This window comes from Bradyrhizobium sp. USDA 4474, assembly GCF_054057515.1.
Genome location: NZ_JBSRZJ010000002.1, coordinates 2,073,143 through 2,093,816 on the forward strand (window position 1 = coordinate 2,073,143; position 20,674 = coordinate 2,093,816).

Annotated in this window: 18 protein-coding genes; 11 read left to right on the forward strand and 7 right to left on the reverse strand. The window is 58.8% G+C overall.

The window, feature by feature from the left end:
• Positions 1–76 precede the first annotated feature (76 nt).
• Both ACVW16_RS11585 and ACVW16_RS11590 read right to left on the reverse strand, forming a co-directional pair.
• The gene (locus ACVW16_RS11585) at positions 77–1,039 is read right to left on the reverse strand and encodes an ArdC family protein (protein WP_456699352.1); all 963 of its coding nucleotides are present in this window, start codon (positions 1,037–1,039) and stop codon (positions 77–79) included.
• Positions 1,040–1,685: 646 nt separating this feature from the next.
• The gene (locus ACVW16_RS11590; protein ID WP_456698882.1) at positions 1,686–2,726 is read right to left on the reverse strand and encodes an IS110 family RNA-guided transposase; all 1,041 of its coding nucleotides are present in this window, start codon (positions 2,724–2,726) and stop codon (positions 1,686–1,688) included.
• A 292-nt stretch (positions 2,727–3,018) separates the two neighbouring features.
• On the opposite strand from ACVW16_RS11590, the gene ACVW16_RS11595 reads away from it, so the two are divergent.
• On the forward strand, positions 3,019–3,297 hold the full coding sequence (locus ACVW16_RS11595; protein WP_456699353.1) for a hypothetical protein: 279 nt from the start codon (positions 3,019–3,021) through the stop codon (positions 3,295–3,297).
• Positions 3,298–3,331: 34 nt separating this feature from the next.
• On the opposite strand, the gene ku is transcribed toward ACVW16_RS11595, so the two are convergent.
• Positions 3,332–4,264 (reverse strand): non-homologous end joining protein Ku, encoded by a 933-nt coding sequence (gene ku / locus ACVW16_RS11600; protein ID WP_456699354.1) that lies wholly within the window; start codon positions 4,262–4,264, stop codon positions 3,332–3,334.
• A 145-nt stretch (positions 4,265–4,409) separates the two neighbouring features.
• Between ku and ACVW16_RS11605 the strand changes: the two genes are divergently transcribed.
• Genes ACVW16_RS11605 through dinB form a run of 4 tightly spaced genes read left to right on the forward strand, consistent with a single transcriptional unit; the run spans position 4,410 to position 7,130 of the window.
• Positions 4,410–4,805 carry a hypothetical protein gene (locus ACVW16_RS11605; RefSeq protein WP_456699355.1) on the forward strand — a complete coding sequence of 132 codons (396 nt, stop codon included), beginning with the start codon at positions 4,410–4,412 and terminating at the stop codon, positions 4,803–4,805.
• 46 nt (positions 4,806–4,851) lie between these two features.
• The gene (locus ACVW16_RS11610) at positions 4,852–5,301 is read left to right on the forward strand and encodes a hypothetical protein (protein WP_442546379.1); all 450 of its coding nucleotides are present in this window, start codon (positions 4,852–4,854) and stop codon (positions 5,299–5,301) included.
• A gap of 3 nt (positions 5,302–5,304) precedes the next feature.
• The gene (locus tag ACVW16_RS11615; protein WP_456802354.1) at positions 5,305–6,030 is read left to right on the forward strand and encodes an SOS response-associated peptidase; all 726 of its coding nucleotides are present in this window, start codon (positions 5,305–5,307) and stop codon (positions 6,028–6,030) included.
• Complete coding sequence (gene dinB / locus ACVW16_RS11620; RefSeq protein WP_456699357.1) at positions 6,027–7,130, forward strand: DNA polymerase IV; 1,104 nt, start codon at positions 6,027–6,029, stop codon at positions 7,128–7,130. Before ACVW16_RS11615 ends, dinB begins: the two co-directional genes overlap by 4 nt.
• 46 nt (positions 7,131–7,176) lie before the next feature.
• Here the strand turns inward: dinB and ACVW16_RS11625 are convergent, their stop codons facing one another.
• The gene (locus tag ACVW16_RS11625) at positions 7,177–8,145 is read right to left on the reverse strand and encodes a DUF2971 domain-containing protein (protein WP_456699358.1); all 969 of its coding nucleotides are present in this window, start codon (positions 8,143–8,145) and stop codon (positions 7,177–7,179) included.
• Between the two features lie 199 nt (positions 8,146–8,344).
• On the opposite strand from ACVW16_RS11625, the gene ACVW16_RS11630 reads away from it, so the two are divergent.
• The 5 genes from ACVW16_RS11630 (at position 8,345) to ACVW16_RS11650 (ending at position 17,102) form a co-directional block, all read left to right on the forward strand.
• Positions 8,345–9,085, forward strand: coding sequence for a hypothetical protein (locus tag ACVW16_RS11630; RefSeq protein WP_456740928.1), 741 nt, complete (start codon positions 8,345–8,347; stop codon positions 9,083–9,085).
• A gap of 10 nt (positions 9,086–9,095) precedes the next feature.
• On the forward strand, positions 9,096–10,208 hold the full coding sequence (locus tag ACVW16_RS11635; protein ID WP_456699360.1) for an ImmA/IrrE family metallo-endopeptidase: 1,113 nt from the start codon (positions 9,096–9,098) through the stop codon (positions 10,206–10,208).
• A 73-nt stretch (positions 10,209–10,281) separates the two neighbouring features.
• Positions 10,282–15,129: a hypothetical protein gene (locus ACVW16_RS11640; protein WP_456802355.1), complete on the forward strand. Its 4,848-nt coding sequence runs from the start codon at positions 10,282–10,284 to the stop codon at positions 15,127–15,129.
• 249 nt (positions 15,130–15,378) lie between these two features.
• On the forward strand, positions 15,379–16,197 hold the full coding sequence (locus ACVW16_RS11645; protein ID WP_456699362.1) for a hypothetical protein: 819 nt from the start codon (positions 15,379–15,381) through the stop codon (positions 16,195–16,197).
• Positions 16,197–17,102 carry a DUF4238 domain-containing protein gene (locus tag ACVW16_RS11650; protein ID WP_456699363.1) on the forward strand — a complete coding sequence of 302 codons (906 nt, stop codon included), beginning with the start codon at positions 16,197–16,199 and terminating at the stop codon, positions 17,100–17,102. The genes ACVW16_RS11645 and ACVW16_RS11650 overlap by 1 nt, the downstream gene beginning before the upstream one ends.
• Before the next feature lie 81 nt (positions 17,103–17,183).
• Here the strand turns inward: ACVW16_RS11650 and ACVW16_RS11655 are convergent, their stop codons facing one another.
• The gene (locus tag ACVW16_RS11655; protein ID WP_456699364.1) at positions 17,184–17,510 is read right to left on the reverse strand and encodes a hypothetical protein; all 327 of its coding nucleotides are present in this window, start codon (positions 17,508–17,510) and stop codon (positions 17,184–17,186) included.
• A gap of 187 nt (positions 17,511–17,697) precedes the next feature.
• Here ACVW16_RS11655 and ACVW16_RS11660 point away from each other — a divergent pair, with 187 nt between their 5' ends.
• Positions 17,698–18,636 (forward strand): hypothetical protein, encoded by a 939-nt coding sequence (locus tag ACVW16_RS11660; protein ID WP_456699365.1) that lies wholly within the window; start codon positions 17,698–17,700, stop codon positions 18,634–18,636.
• A gap of 61 nt (positions 18,637–18,697) precedes the next feature.
• Here the strand turns inward: ACVW16_RS11660 and ACVW16_RS11665 are convergent, their stop codons facing one another.
• On the reverse strand, positions 18,698–19,108 hold the full coding sequence (locus ACVW16_RS11665) for a GNAT family N-acetyltransferase (protein WP_456699366.1): 411 nt from the start codon (positions 19,106–19,108) through the stop codon (positions 18,698–18,700).
• Positions 19,096–20,670, reverse strand: coding sequence for an LA2681 family HEPN domain-containing protein (locus tag ACVW16_RS11670; RefSeq protein ID WP_456699367.1), 1,575 nt, complete (start codon positions 20,668–20,670; stop codon positions 19,096–19,098). The genes ACVW16_RS11665 and ACVW16_RS11670 overlap by 13 nt, the downstream gene beginning before the upstream one ends.
• Positions 20,671–20,674: the final 4 nt, after the last annotated feature.

Genomic DNA, 20,674 nt, shown 5'->3' on the forward strand with positions numbered 1-20,674 from the left:
AGACTCTCTCTCGGCTTCCAACCCGTCGCGAACAGCCTTCCCTCCTCTCACTCTCGCGCGGCCACGAGGCCACGCATCATGCCGCCTCGTGATCGGCGACAACCGAATGCAGCGACGTGTACTCCATGACCCCGGGAACGAAGCCGAGCAAATAGTCCGCCGCCTTGCTCGCCTGCGAGGCGGCGCGCACGATGGCCCGATTGTCTTCGCGCAGGACGTCAAGCCAGGAGCCGATATAGTCTGCATGGCGCACGGTGGGCACAATCCCGAGCGACGCGCAGCTGAACGCGGAACTCAACTCGGCAACCAGTTCTTCGAAGGCGTATTTCTTCGTACCGTAGGATCCGCTCTGGTCGCGATTGAGGCGCGAGGGATGCCCAGTCGCATGACCGAGTTCATGCAACGCGGTGCGATGCCAATTGATGGGTTCGAAATACGCCTGCGGCGGCGGGACCTGAACGAAGTCTTCGGCTGTTGCATAGAATGCGCGATCTCCACCAATCCGAAATGGAATTCCGCTGGCCTTGATCAGGGCGTCGACCGTGGGTTCGATGAGGCCAGTCGGCGGGGGCGGCGCAGCGGCGGCGATGCCATCGGGCAGTTCCTCACACTGATCGGTGTTGAAGACGGTAAATCGTTTGAGGAATGGAATTGCCTGCGCGTCTTCGCCGGTCTCGGCGGCGCGTCGTTTTTCGTCATTCGGCACGAAACGATCAGCGTAGACGACTGTGGTGCCGCGCTCTCCCTTGCGAACGTGGCCGCCAAGCGAGAGGGCCTGGCGAAAGGTGAGCCAACTTTGACCGGCAAATCCGCGTTCGATCACGGCTCCCCAGAGGATGAGGATGTTTACCCCACTGTATTGCCGGTTGGTCGACGCGTTTTTCGGCATAGCCAGCGGCGCTTTCGCCGCGGCCGTACCCCAAGGCTGAACCCAGGGAACGCGTCCGGCCTCAAGCTCGGCGATGATCTTGTCGGTGATTTCGTTGTAGAGGTTCGCCCGGTCCTGGCCGGCGCGCGCGCAAGCATTAGGGTTCGACATCGCGGGTCTCCGCGACGGGCACCGCGAGCCTCTCTCGCAGCTTGTAACCCGTCACGGAAAAACCCAGCCTGCACTCTTACTCTCAGCCTCTTCGCAATCTGCCAGGCCACAGGCCTGATCAGGCGTGCGCCAGGGCGCATCGCCTTCGAGAGATGGCACCCGGAGAGCGTGAGCATAGCGACCCGAAGGGGCACGCGGGTCCGAGTGCAGCGACGAGACCGGTTCAATAGCGGCACCCGGGAACGGGGCAGTGATAGCGATCGCCGCAGGCGAGCCCCTTTTCCGATTGCCCCCGGCGAGGAGCACCATAGCGCTGGCGCGAGGGATCGAAGCCGCAAGGCCGAGACGCTGCGCGGCTCGGTTCATATGTGGACGGCCCCCGACTTGCAAGAAATGGCTCTGGCAGCATGCTCGGATCGCTTGCGCTCATATGTCCGGCCTGTTTTCGGGTCTTGCGACCACCGGCCAAGATGGGCTTCGCGGACAGTGAGATCCAAACACGAGAGCGGCATTTTCTGCCGGTAAACCGAGCGGAGCATTTCACTGACCGGCTTGCGCCGAACGTACCACCTCTTCCTGTCCTGCAAGTTCCGCCCCCAGCGTCAAACCTGCCGGTCTGGCGCCAAGCTCTGCATTTCGTTCAAGTCTATGTCGGCATCGGCATGACGCTGCTTGCAGGCCGGTACCGCTCGCCGCTGACCATCAGTTTCCAGGCGATCCGCGCCAGCTTGTTTGCCAACGCTATGGCCACCAGTTTCGGCGGTTTGCGCGCGATGATGTCTTTCAGCCAAGGCCAGGAGCGAGTTTCCCGGCGACGCATATCTGCGATCACAGCCGTCGCCCCAGCCACCAAAACGGTTCGCAACATGCCGTCGCCGGCGCGGGTAATGACGCCAAGCCTGTTCTTTCCAGCCGTCGAATGATTCTTTGGGGTCAGGCCGAGCCAGGCGGCAAAGTTTCTCGCCGACTTGAACCCTCGAGCATCCACGACTTTGATTGACAGCAGCGTCGCACCGATCGGACCGACGCCCGGGATAGCCGCCAGCCGTCGGCTCATCTCGTTGCTCCGGTGGAGTTGCATGAGCTTCTTATCGAGCTTGGCGATCTGGTCGTCGACGCGCGCCAGCTCAACTGCCAAGGCGTCCAACAACTCTTTAGCCAGGTCGGGGACTGTTGCATCGGCCTGAATGTCGATCAGCAATTGTTGAAGACGCGAAAGCCCCTTGGGCGCGGTAAAGCCGAATTCCGCGGCGTAGCCGCGGATCGAATTGGCAAGTTGGGTACGCCTGCCTATGAACTGGTTGCGCACACGCGCGAGCATCTGTGCACCCTGCTGCTCAGGGCTCTTGATAGGCACAAAGTTCTTGCGCAGTTTCGGCCGACTTGCCGCTTCGCAAATTGCCTCGGCATCCGCAGCGTCGGATTTCCCGCGCGGCACGTACGGTTTGACATATTGAGGCGGAATCATCGCCACGTCGTGCCCGCGCGATTGCAGCTCCCGCGCCCAATAGTGCGACGCCCCGCAAGCCTCCATCGCGACAAATGTGGGCGGCAAACGACTAAAGAACTCCAAAACCTGCCCCCGTCTCAACTTACGCCGCAGAACCGGCTGCTCGGTCTCGTCAACGCCATGCAGCTGAAACACACTCTTCGACGTATCCAGACCGATGCGAACAATCGTTTCCACGGGCGGCTCCTTCGTTTGAGGTCAGCGACGACCTCTTTTTGCCACGCACTGTGGCGGAAGGGGGCCGTCCACCCCAACACGAGAGCCCGGTGCGGCCCACCGCACGCGCACACCCACTAAAAACCTGAGCGAACGTGATGCTGGCAAATCCTGCGAGAACAGCCTGGCATTTCCGCAGTGGCCTCAGAATGCGGGAAAACCTCGTCCTCTGCCGTCGGGGAATCCCAGCCTTGTGCTAACAGCCGGAACAAACGACGGGCCACAGGATTCGTCGTATTCGGAGTCTGTTGCAATGCTGATGATCAGTGAACGAAGGCCGACAACACGGACGCTGCGGGGATGGGCGATCCACGTTCTTCAGGAAGTAGGCGCCATCCGCGAGTGCGAGGAGCACGGTTGGATGCAGGATCGCGCCGATCCGCATGCGCGAGAGCGATCCTTCGATATCGCTCGTCGAGACCCGCCAGCAGACGTATCCCCTCAGGCGGCGGAAGCCGCGGTTCGCGACGTGCTGGACTCGATTGGCGATACCTGTCCAGAATGCTCCCCTGACGAGGAGGACCGGCGCTAAGCATTGAGGCTAACCCGTCTCCAACCTTGGGGACCTAAGCCGACTTTCGCTGCGACCTTGTGGCGGGCTTTTTTGCCGCACCCTCCTTCGCCGCTTTTTTGCCGGTGATCGGCATCAGCATTTCCTTCTGCCCAGCGGCCGCCTTGCGTGGCTTCTTGGCCGTCTTCTTCGGCGCCTCGGTCGGGCCCGCCGCGTCTCGTCCGAGGCTCTTGCGCAGCGCGTCCATCAGGTCAACGACGTTCTCACCTCGAGGACGCGCTTTCGCGGTGATGGGTTTGCCCGCGCGCTTCTGATTGATGAGATCGATGAGGGCGGTTTCGTACTGGTCTTCGAACTTGTCCGGCTCGAAATGGCCCGCCTTCTGATTGACGATGTGCTTGGCGAGATCAAGCATGTCCTTGGTGACTTTTACATCCTGGATGTCATCGAAATACTCATCCGCAGAACGCACCTCATAGGGATAGCGCAGCAGCGTCCCCATCAACCCCTTGTCCAGAGGCTCGAGCGCAATGATGTGCTCGCGATTGGTCAGCACGACGCGTCCGATGGCGACCTTGTTCATCTCGCGGATGGTTTCGCGGATGACTGCGAAGGCGTCGTGCCCAACCTTGCCATCCGGGCACAGATAGTAGGGGCGGATCAGATACCGCGGGTCGATCTCACTCCGGTCTACGAACTCGTCGATTTCGATCGTTCGCGTTGATTCCAGCGCGACGTTCTCCAACTCTTCTTTCGTCACCTCGATGAAAGTGTCCGTGTCGACCTTGTAGCCCTTGACGATGTCCTCGTTGTCGACCTCCTCGCCGGTGTCGGCATCCACCTTGGCGTACTTGATCCGATGGCCGGTCTTTCGGTTCAGCTGGTTGAACGAGACTTTTTCGGATTCCGACGTGGCCGGATAGAGCGCAACCGGACAGGTGACGAGGGAAAGACGTAGGAAGCCTTTCCAGTTTGCGCGGGGGGCCATCGCGGGGGAACTCCATTACTGATGCCGGATTCAAGACGATCCACGAGCCTTGGTTCCGACATCACATCCCTCCCGCCAGGGTGATTTTTTCTCAGGTAGCCCTCGGACGGACTCGACATTGTTCATGTTATGTTCTAATTCGGGCATGACCGACCGACCCGCGAGCTGGCGCATGCCGACCCCGAAGCAAATGGAAAAGCTGGCCGCCGAGGCCGCCCGCAGGCCGACATCTTCCGCTGCGGCTCCGGATGCACCGCTTCCGGCCGAATACTGGGACTCGGTGCTCAAAGATCCTCGCGCCGGCACGACCGCAACCGAGATCCGGCAGCGTCGTCTTTCCGACGTTCAGCGCCACGTCCTCCGCGTGACCTGCCGCCGCTGCGAGCGAATAGTCGAAATCCAGACCGCCGATGCCGTCCGCTTGTATGGCCGCAACGCAGTCTGGAAGGACGTCGCGCAACGGCTGCTCGACAACACCTGCCAGCAGCGCACCGGCAGGCATGAAGAAGACGGGTGCTGGCCAGCGTTCGAGACGCCGTAGTCGCTCAGGATTTGCCGATCCGATCTCTCTGCGCCTGGATGTCCGGATGGCCCCGAAGTATCACCCTACGCCCCTGTCGGGAGGCGATCGCAAGGCTCTGGCAAAAGAGCTCGGCAAGGCACGCGCGATGGCTAGCATCCTGGCGACCCAATCGGCGGAGATGCGGGCCAAAGGCGAGGCGATGATCCAGCAAGCCGACAGGCTGCTTTGCGAAAGCTGGAACGAGCGGATGTGGAGTGACGGCGAGCCGATCGATCCGTCGCCGACCATCGATCAGGCCGTGAACGGAGGCTTCCCCTGGCTGGAGATCAGGTGCGCGCGCTGCAAGACGCCGAGCGATGTCGACCTCGCGGCGATGAAGCACCCGCCGACCACCTTCGTGCACGATCTCGCCAGCCGGCTGCGCTGCCGCAAATGCGCCAAGGCGGGCCGGCGTCCATCCGCGACTCTGTTACAGTTGACGTGGCAGCCGCGCCACCCTCGAACCGAATCCTGACCGATGTGCAATCTTTATTCGATCACGACCAACCAAGCCGCGATCAGCGCGCTGTTCCGCGGCGTGAACCGATACGTTGGCAACCTGGCGCCGATGCCCGGGGTGTTTCCCGACTACAAGGCGCCGATCGTGCGCAACGGAGCCGAGGGCCGCGAGCTCGCTACGGCGCGATGGGGGATGCCATCATCATCAAAGGCGCTGATGGACGCCACGAAGAAACGAGCCGAGAAGCTGCAGGCCAAGGGCAAGACGGTCGATTTCAAGGAATTGCTGCGGATGGAGCCGGACGGCGGCACGACCAACATCCGCAATGTAAAGAGCAAGCACTGGACGCGATGGCTGGGGACCGAAAATCGCTGCGTGGTACCGTTCAACTCCTTCAGCGAGTTCAACAAGGCCGAGGGCGGGGATATTTGGTTCGCGCTCGATGAGACCCGTCCCCTCGCCTGCTTCGCCGGCATCTGGACCAACTGGACGTCCGTCCGGAAGGTCAAGGAGGGTGAGGCCACCAACGACCTCTACGCGTTCCTCACGACGGAGCCTAACGCGGAGGTCGGCGCCATCCACCCCAAGGCGATGCCCGTCATCCTGACAACGCCAGAAGAAGTCGAGACCTGGATGACGGCTCCTCCGGACGAAGTCTTGAACCTGCAGCGGCCGCTTCCGGACGGATCGCTCAAGATCGTCGCCCGCGGCGTCAAGGAAGACCCAGCCGGGCAGACAACGTGACCGCCGAGGACGACGACCAGGCAGAGCCCTCGCCCCGTCAGCGCAAGATCATCCACGTCGACATGGACGCCTTCTATGCGTCCGTCGAGCAGCGGGACAATCCGGATCTCCGCGGCAAGCCGGTGGCCGTCGGCGGATCCCGGGAGCGCGGCGTTGTGGCGGCGGCCAGCTATGAAGCGCGCAAGTTCGGCGTCAGGTCAGCCATGCCGTCGGTCACCGCGAAGCGGCAATGCCCAGACCTGATCTTCGTCAAGCCGCGCTTCGAGGTCTACAAGGCGGTCTCCCTGCAGATCCGCGAGATCTTCGCCGAGCACACCCCGATCATCGAGCCGCTGTCGCTGGACGAAGCCTATCTGGACGTCACGGAAAACCTCCAAGGCATTCCGTTGGCGCGCGACGTCGCGCTAGCAATCCGTGGCAAGATCAAGCTGGAGACCGGCCTCAACGCCTCCGCCGGGATCTCCTACAACAAGTTTCTGGCTAAGCTCGCTTCCGACCACCGCAAGCCGAACGGCCAGTACGTCATTACGCCGGAGATGGGTCCGACCTTCGTCGAAGCTTTGCCCGTAGGCAAGTTCCACGGCATCGGCCCGGCGACCGGCGCCAAGATGAATTCCTTGGGTCTCTACACCGGCCTCGACATGCGCAATCAGTCGCTCGAATTCATGCAGGCCAACTTTGGAAAGGCCGGAAGTTACTACTATTGGATATCGCGGGGCGTTGATAACCGCGAGGTCCGCGCCGACCGAATCCGCAAATCCGTCGGTGCTGAGAACACGTTCTCCGCCGACGTCACTGGCTTCGACGCCATGGTTGTCGAACTGAAGCCGCTCATCGACAAGGTCTGGCGATACTGTGAGAGCGCTGGCAACCTGGGACGCACGGTGACGCTGAAAGTGAAGTTCAACGACTTCGAGATCATCACACGAAGTAGATCCGTACCCGTCGCGGTTTCGAGCCGCAGTGACCTCGAACGTCTATTGGTTACCTTACTTCAAAACGAGATGCCCCTTCCCAAGCCCGTCCGGCTTCTGGGAGTCTCGCTTTCATCGCTACAAAGCGACGACAATGCGGCACCGCAACTCGATCTGCCAATCTGACGGTTACAGGCGCCAAAGACGAAAAGGGCAAGCGACGGCAGAGCCATCACAACGATTGCCCCTCCTCCTTGTGGTCAGCAGCGACGGATTCGAATGCTTCGTGGATGTCACGAGATCGCCGCGGAAAAAAGGCTCTCATTTCTCCGTCTTCCAGCGGATATTTCTTCAAATTGAAGGTCCCGTAGAGTTCGCGCATTTCATAGAATCGAACGGGGCGTCGCCTACCATCCAGCGCTGTGACGATAGCGTACTTTACAGCTTCCTTGCAGCGCATACCGAAGATGACCTCTTCGAGCTCCAGTGGAGAACGCTGCACCCCGCGCCGTCCAATCAAACGCCATTCTTGCTCGTATCGCCAGCTCGCCGCCTTTCGCAACAGAACGGCTTCGTCGACCTGACGACGAGCGTTCTTGTCGCCATCGAGCATCGCTAGGACCTTGCTGGCATCGACGAGCCGCGTGCCGCCGTACTTAACCTGATGGAGATCGTCGAGCACATCAGACGGCACCGAGTAGCCGATGCAGACACCGTGATGCTGATCGCCATAGTGGCTCCACATCAACGGGCAGGTGGCGCGCCGCCCCAAGGATACAATGCCCTTGTCATATTGAAGCAACAGTTCCTTCTCCAGATCGCTGCCAAGCAGTAACTGAAGAGGGTCGTCTACTTCGTAGCTAGGATCGGTAGCATAGAAGCTGATTTCCGAAATGACTTTATCGGCTCGTTGTCGGCCAAGTCGATCGATGTGACCGAGGGCTTCCGGACCCTGGTACCCGATTGTCTGAGCCGCGGCTTTCATCTCCGCACTCACGCGTCGCTCGAGGAGCTGCCGTAGTGCGCGTTCCAGATCCGAAGCCGGAAGGTCAATGTTGAGCGAGGGCCGGGTGTCGAGCGGATCATTGAATGTGCTTGGGTCGGCATAAAAGAGGTTATCCGCAACGATCATATCCAGAGTGAGATTGTTGAACGCGCGGTACTTGAAGAGCCGCTTCGGAATTTTTCGTTTTTCGGCCATTGCTTCCTCTTGAGCAGTGAATTCGGTCCGGAAGTTTTGGGTTACGAATCGGATGGGTGACAACACGGTGAGCCATTGCGCAGGTTTCGGCGTAGCCCCGCGAAGATGATGGTCTCCGCACTTCTGCAGCCAAGTCCCTGATTTTCAGGGGTCTTTCGTCCCCACCCTTGACAGGATGACGATAAAAGGGGCGCAAAACTTGACACAGGACAGCAAAAGGGGTGATTTACTTGGCGCGACTCGGGGCAGAGGAAATCGTACCGCTATGCAGACCAAGACCTTTCAGCAACGTCTAGACACAGCGTTCCCCTACGACACCTACGCAAACACGCTCCGGGCCCTGCGCGAAGGTATCGCCGCCGGCGACGACGTGATCAAGGGCACACCGATGTTCTCGTCAGAGGTTGGCGACGACATGCGCGGTCTGATCCGCCGAGCCGGCATCCTGATGCGTTTCGAGGAGATGTGCAAAGCCGGCGATCTCCCATTTAAGTGCACGTTGACGCCGATGCCTCGCGGCACGTGGCATTGGCTGGACATCTACAGCGGCGAATGCCACGGGCACATCGTCCGCACGGAGGACCCGACCAAGTTTCCGGAAGACACGCCGAATCGCCAGGACGCGCGGGCGTCGAACATGCCGAACCTTTTCGAGACCGAGGAGGAGCGGATCATCCGCTTGGCGCCGCCGAAGCTCTATACGTGGCTGACGTACCGCGCGGCGCCGGACGGCCGGCTCTCGCACGCGCTCTGGCAGTCGCCGTCGGCGAATGCCGACGAGTGGCTCGCCCGTATCAACCTGATGGCCGTAGTGGTGCAAAAGAAGTCGGAGGACACGAAACGGCCGGCCAAGATCGACCCGAAGTCCAAGATGAGGCTCAAGGACAACGTGGTCTCGATGATCGAGAAGAAGAAAAAGAACGACGACACCAAGCGTTGAAGGCGTGCCCATGTCTGCGAGGATCATTCCCGAGAGGATTCGGGAGGCGCGCGAGTCCGTCGGCATGACCGACGAGCAGTTCGCCGACGCGATCGGCGTGAGCCGTCAATCCGTCGGTACCTATGAGACCGGCGCCTTCGCTCCGCGCGGCGACGTGTTCAGCAAGATCATCGCCGTCACCCGACAGCCACCGTTTTTTTTCACAACGCCGCGCAAACACAGCGCCGAGAGCTTCCTGACGCCGACGTGGCGCAGCTTGAAGCGCATGCAACGGCCCGACCGGCTGCGGGTCGGCCGCCGGCTGGAGTGGGCGTTCTATATCACGGAGTCGCTCGCGGAATACGTCGAGCTGCCACCGGTGCACCTGCCCGCGATCGAGTTCGACTACGAACACGAGAGCAATGAGCGGATCGAGGAGATCGCGGACCAACTGCGCGAGTTCTGGAACGTCGGCTTCGGTCCGATCACTGATCTGGCTCCGCTGCTCGAATATCACGGCGTCATCGTGATCGAGGAGCCCGTGCGCTGCGAGGATATGGATGCCGTCTCCCGCTGGCAGGGAGGACGACCATACGTGCTCTACGCCGCCGACCAGGAAAGTAACTCGCGCAAGCTCTTCAACCTGGCACACGAGCTCGGCCACCTCGTCCTGCACAACGGCGTCGAGGTGAACAGTCGAAACTTGGACCGGCTTGAAAATCAGGCCAACCGGTTCGCAGGCGCCTTGCTTCTACCGCGCCGTACGTTCGCGCGGGAGATCGCGAACACCACCATCGACTACTTCCTATCCCTGAAAGGCCGATGGCGCGTGGCGGTTGCGGCGATGATCTACCGGTGCAAGGAACTCGGGATCTTGAACGCCGATCAGGTCAAGTACATGTGGAAACAGATGAACGCCCGCGGCATCCGCAAGCGAGAACCGCTCGACAACGCTTTCACACTGTCGACGCCGACGGTGCTGGGCTCGGCCGCGCGGATGTTGATCGATAACAAAGTCAAACTGCCCACCGAGATCGCCGACGACGTGCTTCTCAATGCGAGCGACGTAGAGTCGCTCTGCTCGCTGCCAGCCGGCAGCCTGCAGAACAAAGTGCTGTCTTTCCCGATGTTGCGTGAGGTTTAGATCCGTACCGATCGCCAATCCGCCGCTGGCGGACTTCAAACGACTGGTCGATCACGTAAAATCGAGGCGCCAAGTGGCAGCAGTCAATCTCGACTTCCAGCGCATTCGTTCCTTCGGAGGGACTCAAAATTACGCCTTCGAGGAATTATGCTCGCAACTCGCGGCGCTAGAGCCTCGGGCATCCGGGGATGTTTTCTACCGCAAGGGTGTTGGAGCGGACGCAGGTGTCGAGTGTTATATGCGGCATGGTGACGGCTCGGAGACGGGCTGGCAGACAAAGTATTTCTTTAAGCTTGATGCAAGCCAGGTTGCGCAGCTCGACAAGTCCATCAAGCAGGCGCTGGCCAAGCATCCGCGGCTTACCCGGTACATTGTCTGCATACCCTTCGATCTGTTCGACCAGCGCATCGGCAAGGCGAAAACCCAGCTTGCGCGCTGGCAGGCCTGGGTCAAGAAATGGTCGAGTGCTGCAACCAGGGCAAAGCGCAAGCTCGTCATCGAGCTGTGGGGGCATTCCGAGCTTGTCGAGCGGTTGGGGCGCGACAGTCCGCTCTATTCGGGCAGGGCGGCTTTCTGGTTCGATGAGACATTTCTCACCTCAGCGTGGTTTACCAGCCGATTTGAGCGGGCACGCGACGGGCTCGGCCAGCGCTATACCCCTGAAACAAATGTTGAGTTGCCCATACGCCGCACCATCCTTGGCCTTTGCCGCGACCGGTCCGTTCTTGATCAAGTCCAGCTATGGGGCGAAAAACTGGAAGAGGCCCGGTACGACGTCATCGATCGCCTTAAGCGGTTGACGGTGAGCGGCGGCCTGACAGCAGAAATCGCGGCGGTTGAGGCAACGACCAGTGCGCTTAGCTCACTGTTATCGGCGACGCCTGATGACCCCGCCTACATTTTCCCTGTCGAACGTACCAAGTCGCTGGGAAGTGAGGCCCTGGTGGCGACCGCACAAGCCATGCGTGCCGTTCGCAACGGCAATCCGCCGCCTCCGAAGCGCGACGATGATGTGCAGTATCTGTACCATGATATGCGCGGGCTCGAAGAGGCGTTGAATGCCATCATCGAAGGGGTAACCGGTGATAGCTGGCGCCTGGTGAACAGCCGGCGGGCGCTGGTTACGGGCCCGGGCGGTATCGGTAAATCGCATCTATTCGGAGACGCGGTCGATCATCAGGTTGCCAATGGCCATCCCTCACTCCTTATTCTCGGCGGTACGCTGGTTGACGACGACCCCTGGGCGCAGATCGTCAAACAGCTTGACCTGACGATTTCCACCGAGAAATTCCTTGGCGCTCTCGACGCTGCGGCGCAGGCTGCGGGGACCCGGGCCGTGATTTTCATCGACGCCATTAACGAGCGGCATGGAATCGCAATCTGGTCCCACCGGCTGGCAGCGTTTCTCAAGACGATTGAGGCGTTCCCGCGTGTGGCCATCGCCCTGTCGTGTCGTTCGACTTATTTGCCATACATCTTGCCGGCGGGTCCGGGACCGGATTTGTCTCAGGTTGAGCATGTAGGGTTCGCGGGTCGTGCCGCAGCAGCCGCCCGCTACTATCTGGATAAGCGCGGCATTGTGCGCATGGCCGCGCCGAACCTCATCCCGGAATTCGAGAATCCGCTCTTTCTCAAGACCTGTTGCGACTATCTCGAAAAGGAACACCTTCAGGAATTCCCGCGCGGCCTGCGCGGGGTAACGGAGATCTTTGGCTTTTACTCAGAAGCCGTTGCAAAGTCCGTCGAGCGGCAGCTTGGGCTCGATCATAAGCTGGGGAAGGTAGCCCAAGCGCTTGAGGTGCTTGCGGTTGCTTTCGATCAAGGGGAGCGCGGCTATCTCGAATACGACAAGGCCGATGCTCTTATGGAGGCGATTGTCCCCGCGCACGGTGTGTTCGAAAAGAGCTTGCTTGCCAGGCTCGTTAGCGAGGGAATTCTGGCCGATGAGCCCGTGACGGGAAACGGCGGCGCCATCGTCCAAATCGTGCGCTTTTCGTTTGAGCGCTATAGCGACCATCGCATCGCGCGCCAGATGTTCGATAAGCATCTCGATGTGTCGGCACCGAAGGATTCATTTCTGCCAGGCACGCCGCTGGAGATTTACCTTGAAAGCCCTAAGGCTTATGAGCATGCGGGCGTGTTGGAAGCGATGGCGGTTCAATTGCCGGAGCGTTGTGGACTCGAATTCCCGGACGCAATGCCCAAGCCGCGGAACAGATGGCTGCTCCTGCGCGCGTTTGTTGGCAGCGTCCTGTGGCGCGAGCAACGCGCCTTCACGCAGCGCACCCTCGATTTACTGAAGGAAGCTTCCAAGATATCGGGGCGTAACGAGACCATGCGCACGCTGCTCGCGGTCGCGAGCGAACCGGACAATGCGTTTAACGCGGAGTATTTGCACGGAAGACTTGTCAAGCAGGCGATGCCGCAACGGGATAGGGCCTGGTCCATATACGTTGCACAGGAGGGTGACGACGAAGACAGCCCTATCGAAACCTTGATTGGCTGGACTCTTCAAAACGGCTTTGAGCCCATCGAAGATAAGCGTGCCGAGCTCGTCGCTATCGCGCTGAGCTGGCTGTTCTCGACAAGCCATCGTCTCATCCGGGACCGGGCCACCAAAGCGCTCGCGGCATTATTGGCCACGCGGCTCCCATTGGCCGCAAGCCTTATTCGCCGTTTTCAAGGTATTGATGATCTTTATATCCTCGACCGTGTCATGGCTGCAGCGTACGGAGCCGCCTTGCAGGGCATGGCAAAGGACGGGCTGCGTGAATTGGCGGAAGCTGCGTATCATTGTGTGTTTGACCGCGATGAGGCGCTCGCCCATGTCCTCATCCGCGACCATGCGCGCGGAATCGTAGAGCTCGCCCACATAAGAGGTGCCCTGCCCGCGGGCTTTGATTTGACCCGGGCGCGGCCATCCTATCGCAGCTCATCCGGCATCGAGGATGTGCCTGACGCCGTCATCGAGACCTATGTGCAAGAATATGCCCCAGGAAAGAGCGTTCGCGACGATATTGTGAACTCCAGCGTGAATGATGGCGACTTCGCACGCTATGTCATGGATACCCCGGTCGGGAAATTTAGCGGATTCCCGATTGCTCTCGTCGCGCAGAGCCAGGAGCAAATCTATCGCAATTGGGTCAGCGATGTGGTTAGCCGGATTCCAGAAGCGGAAGCCCGTCTGAACGAGCTTATCGCGGCGTGTGATGGGTGGCGGGCCAATCAGGGGCCTCTTGGTCCATTCAAATTCAAGTTCTTGACCGTTAATGACTCGGGGCAAGAAGAAGATGATGACCAAGACGAAGGTGACGATGACGAAAAGGATGTGAGCCAATTCGAGCAGGCCGTCGATGAAGCCGAGGCGCGGTTAGAGGCTGCGTTGGGTGAGGCCGAATGGCTGGAGTACAACATCCGGGCGCGTCACATCGTGCGTAGGGATTTGCGCGGCGCAAAGCGATACTATTCTTGGCCTCCATCCTTCGACCGAATGCGCGCGCGCCGCTGGGTGTGCAAGCGTGCGCATGACCTTGGTTGGACCCCGGAGCTGTTCGGCGAATTCGATCGGGACCACGCGCATGGTAGTCGGACGGAGCATCGGGTCGAGCGCATCGGCAAGAAGTATCAGTGGATAGCGTTTCACGAGTTGCTGGCTCGTCTAGGTGATAATTTTTGTTTCGTTGGATGGAGCCGTGACAGCGGACTGAGCGTCTTTCAGGGGCCGTGGCAAGTGAGCCGGCGTGATCTCGATCCCTCACTTTTTGTTTTGAAGACTCCTAAGGAATCGCGGCAAAGCGGCCGGACATGGTGGATGCCGGTGGACGTGAACCTCCGCGGGATGTCACCCGCCTCGCGCCTGGCGTGGCTCGATACGCCGGAAGATATGGTGAATGACGCGTCGTTGCTAACCGCTACGGATCCGAAGACGGGCCGGACATGGCTCGTCGTTGATGAGTTCGAGCGCTGGAATTGCTGGGTCATGCGGGAAGGTGAGCGAATGCTCGACCGGCAAACGGCTTTTGAAATCCGCAGCTTTCTGGTACGCGCCGCCGATCGCAGCAAGGTTGTGAAGGCTCTATCCGGTAAACTGTTTAACAGGCATTTTGATCTGCCTGAACTGGACAAGTCGTCCGACGGCTATATCGGCGAGTACCCTTGGCACCCGTTGTATGGCGATGTATCTGCGTGGATGAAGCCTGAGGATTGGAACCGACTGGTCGTCGACATTCAGCCTACGGTTACGGATTACTCCGCCGAGCGCAGCGGTCATGACCATTCAATCGAAGAGTCGGTCAGCTTCAGTGTGCCCGCGCCAGGACTGATTGCTGGGCTCGGGATGCGCCTTTCAAACGGGCGGGACCTCTCCTATTCGGGTGACGGTGATAAAACGCTCTTTTTCGACCCGTCAACGCATGAAGCGGGCCCCGGCGCGGCCCTTATCGACAGGGACGCGTTTCTATCCTTCCTTACACGCGAAAAGCTTGAAGCCGTCTGGATCATCGCAGGCGAGAAGGAAGCGCATGGCGGAAGAAAGCACCGTGAGGGCTGGGGCGGCTCAAAGAGCTTTACGTCAATCTATTGGTTGGCCGGCGGCAAATTTCACCGCAAGGATTTTGTGGAGCGCGAGCATCCAAGAAAGGAGCAGCTTGAGAGATTCTATGACGAGCCAGGCGAGCCGACACCAATAACTCGTGCGAAAAAGCCGTCATCTGCATCGCGTGGAAAAAGGAAGGTCGCGACGAAGAAGGCGCGCGTAGTTTCACCGGCGGTGAGCGCGGCAGCAGCGAAGAAGCCCAAGCCCAAGTCAAAACCCAAGGCGAAGGCAAAGCCGGGAGCCAAAGTGAAGCCGAAGAGCGCAAAAAGAGCGGCCCGGCCAACGCCAAAGAAGGCAAAAAAAGCAAAGCGGAAGCCCCGCCGCTAGGCGGGGTACCTTTCCAGCAGGAAGTCCGCCGCCCGCTGGGCATGCGCCGCCGCCGCAAAAATCGCGCAGTTATGCCACGCAACATCTTCAGCCAATGCTCGATCTAGCTAGGAGGCATGTTCGGGCCGATTGCGCTTGCGTGAAGATTGTGTCGCCATCCGACAAGCGAGCGGAGACCCCTTGGAGCGTAGACGTGCAGCCAAATGTCAGAAGAGTGCGAATCAGGCACCGTCGGTTAAGATGGGCCCCATGTTTAAATTGCCGCTCCATTCAGACCGGAAGTATCCGCCAGTAAACCGTTGCGTTTATTGTGGTTGCAAAGACGACCTTACGGACGAGCATATTATACCATCAGGGCTTGGTGGTCGCTGGCTGTTGCCGAAGGCAAGCTGCCGACCGTGCGCGACCATCACCGGCGCATTTGAGGGCGTTGTGCTTCGCACCATTCTTGGGCCGCTTCGAATGTATTATTCGATGCCCACGCGCCGAAAGAAGCAAAGGCCCGAGAAGCTTCCCCTGAAGGTTAAACTCACTCCAGATTCCGACTTTTCCTTTATTGATGTGGCGCAGGAGATCTATCCGTTTCTCATCCTGTTTCCCAACTTAGCCATGCCGGATGAGTTGACGGGTGATGTCACAGAAGGGGAGCGTGGCGCCAAGGTGAAGACCCTTTGGATTAGAGCTGCGTCCTTTCGGGATGGGATCATGCCTCATCTGGAGAAGCTCGCCCGTCACTTGGGCGTTGCCTATATCGAGCCGCAGGCCCACTTCATCGCGCCACCGTTTTTTCGCATGCTGGCGAAAATCGCGCACGCGTTTGTTGTCGCCGAGATGGGCGTTGGGGCCATTCAGCCATTTCTTCTGCCAATTATTCTGAGAGAAGAAACGTCCGAGTGTGTGCAATTTGTCGGAGGGATCCCGGGTACCGAGCCGGCGGGCCAAGGACTTCACGAGCTGGCGTTGATCCCTCATCAAGGCCCATCGGGGAACGTCGTTGCAGTTCGTATTCGCTTGCTCGCACTTTTGGAAACGCCAGTTTATTTTGTCGCCGTAGGACGACAAGCCTGATGAATGAGCCGCGCGATCACCATTACGTTCCGCAGTTTTTTCTCCGAAATTTCGCGACAGACCCCGAAAAGCAGAAAATAACGACTGTCGCGAAGAACGGCGATTTTGCGGTATGGGCTGAGCGCTCAATCGAGAGCCTTGGATTTGAGCGCGACCTCTACGTTTTCATGCAGGGAAAGACACCTGTATCGGTTGAGAGCAGGATCAACAGCCGCATCGAAACGCCGATATCTCGAAGCGATACATGGGCAAAGATTGTAAGCGGGCGAACGGAAGCGCTTGATCGATCTGACAAAGCGATCCTTTACGCGCTTATCCGGCACTTGGAAGCGCGGACTCCACACTATCATGCATCCCAGATGGAGCTCGCGAAACTAGCGGCATCGCCGGCCAGCGCCATTCCCTTCTCGGATCGAGAACGTATCCAGTATTCGGAGATGCGGTCCGATCCCGAATTGGCAAGAGAATTCTTCAGTTACATGGCGTCATCACTTGACTGGACGGAGCAGAATTTTCGTGGAGCAGGGCTCACCGTTATGCGGTCGAAGGTTCGGCTCCGCTCATCGAGCACGCCAGTATTGGTGATGCCCGCGCCACCAGACCCGAGGCTTTGGCTGCCGCTCCCCGGAATGACACCCTTCCAGTACATCTTGACTCTGACGCCGACGACAATGGCTAGTCTTGTCCTGGGTGATTTTGACGATACCTTCCTTAACATCGAAGTTGAGCTAGACGTCTCCCGGGGGATTAATCGGTATTTCGTCGGTCAATTCGGCCACAACAGCCACACCCGCCATTTGATTACAGACCGGGACGGCCTGTCCGCGGAGATGGCTTGGGCTCACTTCGAAACTCTCAAGGACAGCCCACGAAAAATAGTATTCCGCAGAAAGAATATCACCTGAATGGGGGGCCGCGGCGCGGTCCATTGTGCCGAGGCGACTGTTGGCTCGATGGTGCGATCCATCGTTATCTGTTCTTTTGCATCAACGCCGTCCGGCCGGGCGCTTATATGCAAGCGCTGCGAGGGAGAGGTTCATCCCTTGCAGGGCCGGGCTCGTGACGTTCGAGCCGCCCGGACCGGTCTCTCGCATTGGCGAAGACTGGTTCGTCTTCTGGAGCATCAGGATTGCTTTGGCGAAGGCTTCCTGTGTCTGCTCGATAAGAAGGCTTTCGCGATCAACGAGAACGACGCGGGCGCGAAATTCCTTCGAGCTGCGAAGGCTGGGGTCATCGCGGGCTTCAAAGGCTTCAACAATCGCAATATCCTCGATGGGGACAAGGCGCTTTCCGACAGTGATGATATGGAACATGTTTTTCCCTCCGTTGGGGGCAAGAGCCGAAGAGAAGAGCGCATCCACACGCGCATCGGCAACCAATCACTTGCTTGGAAAAAATATTCGGTCGTATCCTTCATACGATTGTCCGCACGCCAGTAAGCGCCAAATCGGCGGGCGGACAGGAGTCGTGTCGGTTGCCTTGATAAGAAGAGTGCGCATCATGAGCTATTACATTCGCGAAAGTGACGCCATGCCTTTCCAGGTTTGGAGAATTGAAGATGCATCGGCGACGTGTTTGGGCGTAATCAATCCCGAGAGCGGGGCTGGAACATACTTTAAGGCCGATCCTGGCGAACTGATATTGGAGGCTGTCAGGCGCCAAGCCACAAGTTGGTTTGCGACCGATGGCAAAAGCCCATTTCACAAAAGCATCTTCAACCCAGGAGAGTTCTTCCCGCGGATGGCGCGGCCAACTAATGAGTGGTCAACCGCTCCTATCGGCTTCAATCCGGGCGCCGAGGGCGATGTAGCTTTCATCGCAACTGCGCGCGGGCAACTGAAAGCACTTACCCGTCAGCTTGATCGGATTTGCCAAACCGTTCACCCAAGCGAGGGAACGCTGGAAACATACGGGCACGATATCAGGAATCTTCTGATTCTCGCGTGTACCGAGGTAGAGATGCATTGGCGCGGAGTTCTTTCTGCTAACGGATATCTAAGAGACCGTTATGATACGCGCGACTACGTGAAACTGCGATCGGCGATGAAACTCGACGAATATGCGGTATCGTTCTCCAACTTCCCCTGGCTTTCGCCTATCAGTCCGTTCGCTGGTTGGGGTTGCACCGGTAAGCCCAGTCAGGATCTGGGGTGGTATGACGCGTACAACGCGGTAAAGCATGATCGAGAAAATAGCTTTGAGAGAGCAACGCTGGCGCATTGCTTTGCCGCAGTGAGCGCCTGCTTTGCCATGATAACCGCGCAGTTCGGCTCCGCGGCTGGCATCAACGGGGATATGGAAACGGGAGCGTTCTTTCAGATTGTATCGGTGCCAGCATGGGCGCTGTCGGACGTCTACCTGTCAGTCGGTGACGAACACCACAAAAGCTGGATTCCAATAAATTTCGATTTCAGCGCCGGGAAATTTGCAGGAAGCTGAACGGGGAGCATGTTTCCGGTCGTCGCTTCATACCGATCATCATCGTGAGATTTGAATCGGTCTATGTCGTCTTCTCCAGTTCAGTCGGGCAGTCGGTGCGCTCTGTGTACCCACAGCGGCAATACCAGGCCGAGAGGCGCTCGGCCGGGAATCCCGCTTCGAGCGGGCGCGGATAGAGGGTGATGCGCTGGTAACCTTCTGTGCGCGCAATAGCCTCAACTTTATCGAGTAGCTGGGTGCCGAGGCCGGATCCGCGGAGTCTGACGGGAACGAATAGCTCATACAGGACAAGACAGCCAATCTCCCCCATGTCGTCAAGCGAGACGAAACCGATCTCGCGCTCATCCAGGTAGGCGATGTATTGCGTCGTGCGTTTTCCTATTGAGCTTGTGGCGATACGCTCTTGAATTTCCGCATCGGTGCACGAGCTGCCTTCCGCGATTGGGACGAATGTGATTGTTAGAATTTCCACTCGTCCTCCCACGTGTCGAGGAACATGGGCATCATTAGGCTATTGGGGGATGATGGGCGTTGTCGTTCTTCATGGTGCATACCGAGTGAGAGATATATGAGCGCGGCACGCGCTAGCCGCAGGACCCTGAGGGTCCTTCTGAAAAAGTCCTCGCGCTGCACGGAGAACGCGAGCCTATCGAGCCACATATCCTCCCTGTTCGTTAACGGAATGAGCATTTCATGGACTTTGAGGTAGCTGTGTTCGAGGCAGTTCCGAATAATGTAAAGCTCTTGCGCGTCGGGTTCGGCGGTCGCTTGCAGCTCCGCATCGAAGAGATCCCTGGAAAGCCAGTAGAGCCCGCGCACCGGCCAATTCCGGGAGTTCAGGAACTCTTTGCGGACGCCTCGCTTCCAATCCTGGTTGCTGTACCAAATCGTTTTGAAGTAGATCTGCTTTGGATTGATACCTAGCTTCGCGTAGTCATTGAGAAAGAACGCGATCTTGTCGAACAGCGAATAAGCGATGCGGAATGCCGCCTTCACTTTCTCAACAGCAATAGAGTAGCTGGGGTAGTCAAGTGTGTTTGGAAGCGTCACACCTCGATCCGCGAAATGCGGTGTGTCAGCCTCCATACCTTCATAGAGCATCCAGCGGGCGGATATGTATTCCTGCTTCATTTGGTTGAAGAGGCCGATGAGCGTTGGTGGCTCGTCCATCTTCGTTGTGAAGCTTGGAAGGCCGAATATGTCCCTGGCGCTGATTGAATGCGGTCCAAGATCATTGAGCGGATTTAGGAATAGTCCATTAGCTAGTACCCATCGGCGATATTCCTGCTCTTCGGAGGTGTCGCCCAAGGGATAACCATCCATTTGCAAGGACTTTTGGACGGCTGCGCAATCGATAAGGTGTTCGATGTGTTTTTGTCTTCGCGCAAAGGCGGCCTGGGCGTCGTCGTCGGGATAGCCGGCATAGTCTGCGTCCGGAGAAAGTGCAGCAGTGAGGTCTTTGTGCGCAAAGAGCAGAAACACTTCGGCGTGGCCGCCATCATAGAGGCCTCTTCCATATTCGGATAGGCCAAGCCCGCGATTGCCAAGGGCCATGCCAAATCGCGGATTAACCGAAAGGGCGCGTCTCCAAGTGGGAACTGCTTCGACAAATCGCCCAAGCGAGTTCAGGAGATTGGCGAGGTTCGTGAAAATCTGGGCCCTGCGTACTGTATCGAGGTTTTCGAACTCGGGATGGCGAGTGGCCCTCCGCAGGAACCGTATCTGTTCGAGCGCCTCGGGCTGATCCCAACTCCAGGCGATGTTGGGGGCCTGATGTTTTGTGCGTTGTCTCGCATGCCATGCATTGGCGCGGAAGTAATCGAGCGTTGGAATATCCGGGCCTTTCAGCGGCCGCTGTTCCAGCTCGTCGCACCACGCCAACGCTTTATCAAGCCCGTCATCCCGATCCAAATCCGAAGACAGATCTATGAGAGAACCGAGTGCCTCCATGGCCCTGGCATCGGCGTAACGTGCGAGATTGTCCAGCTTCATGAGCTGCTGGAAGATTTTCTCGAAGTCTGACCCGGTGGACATCTGA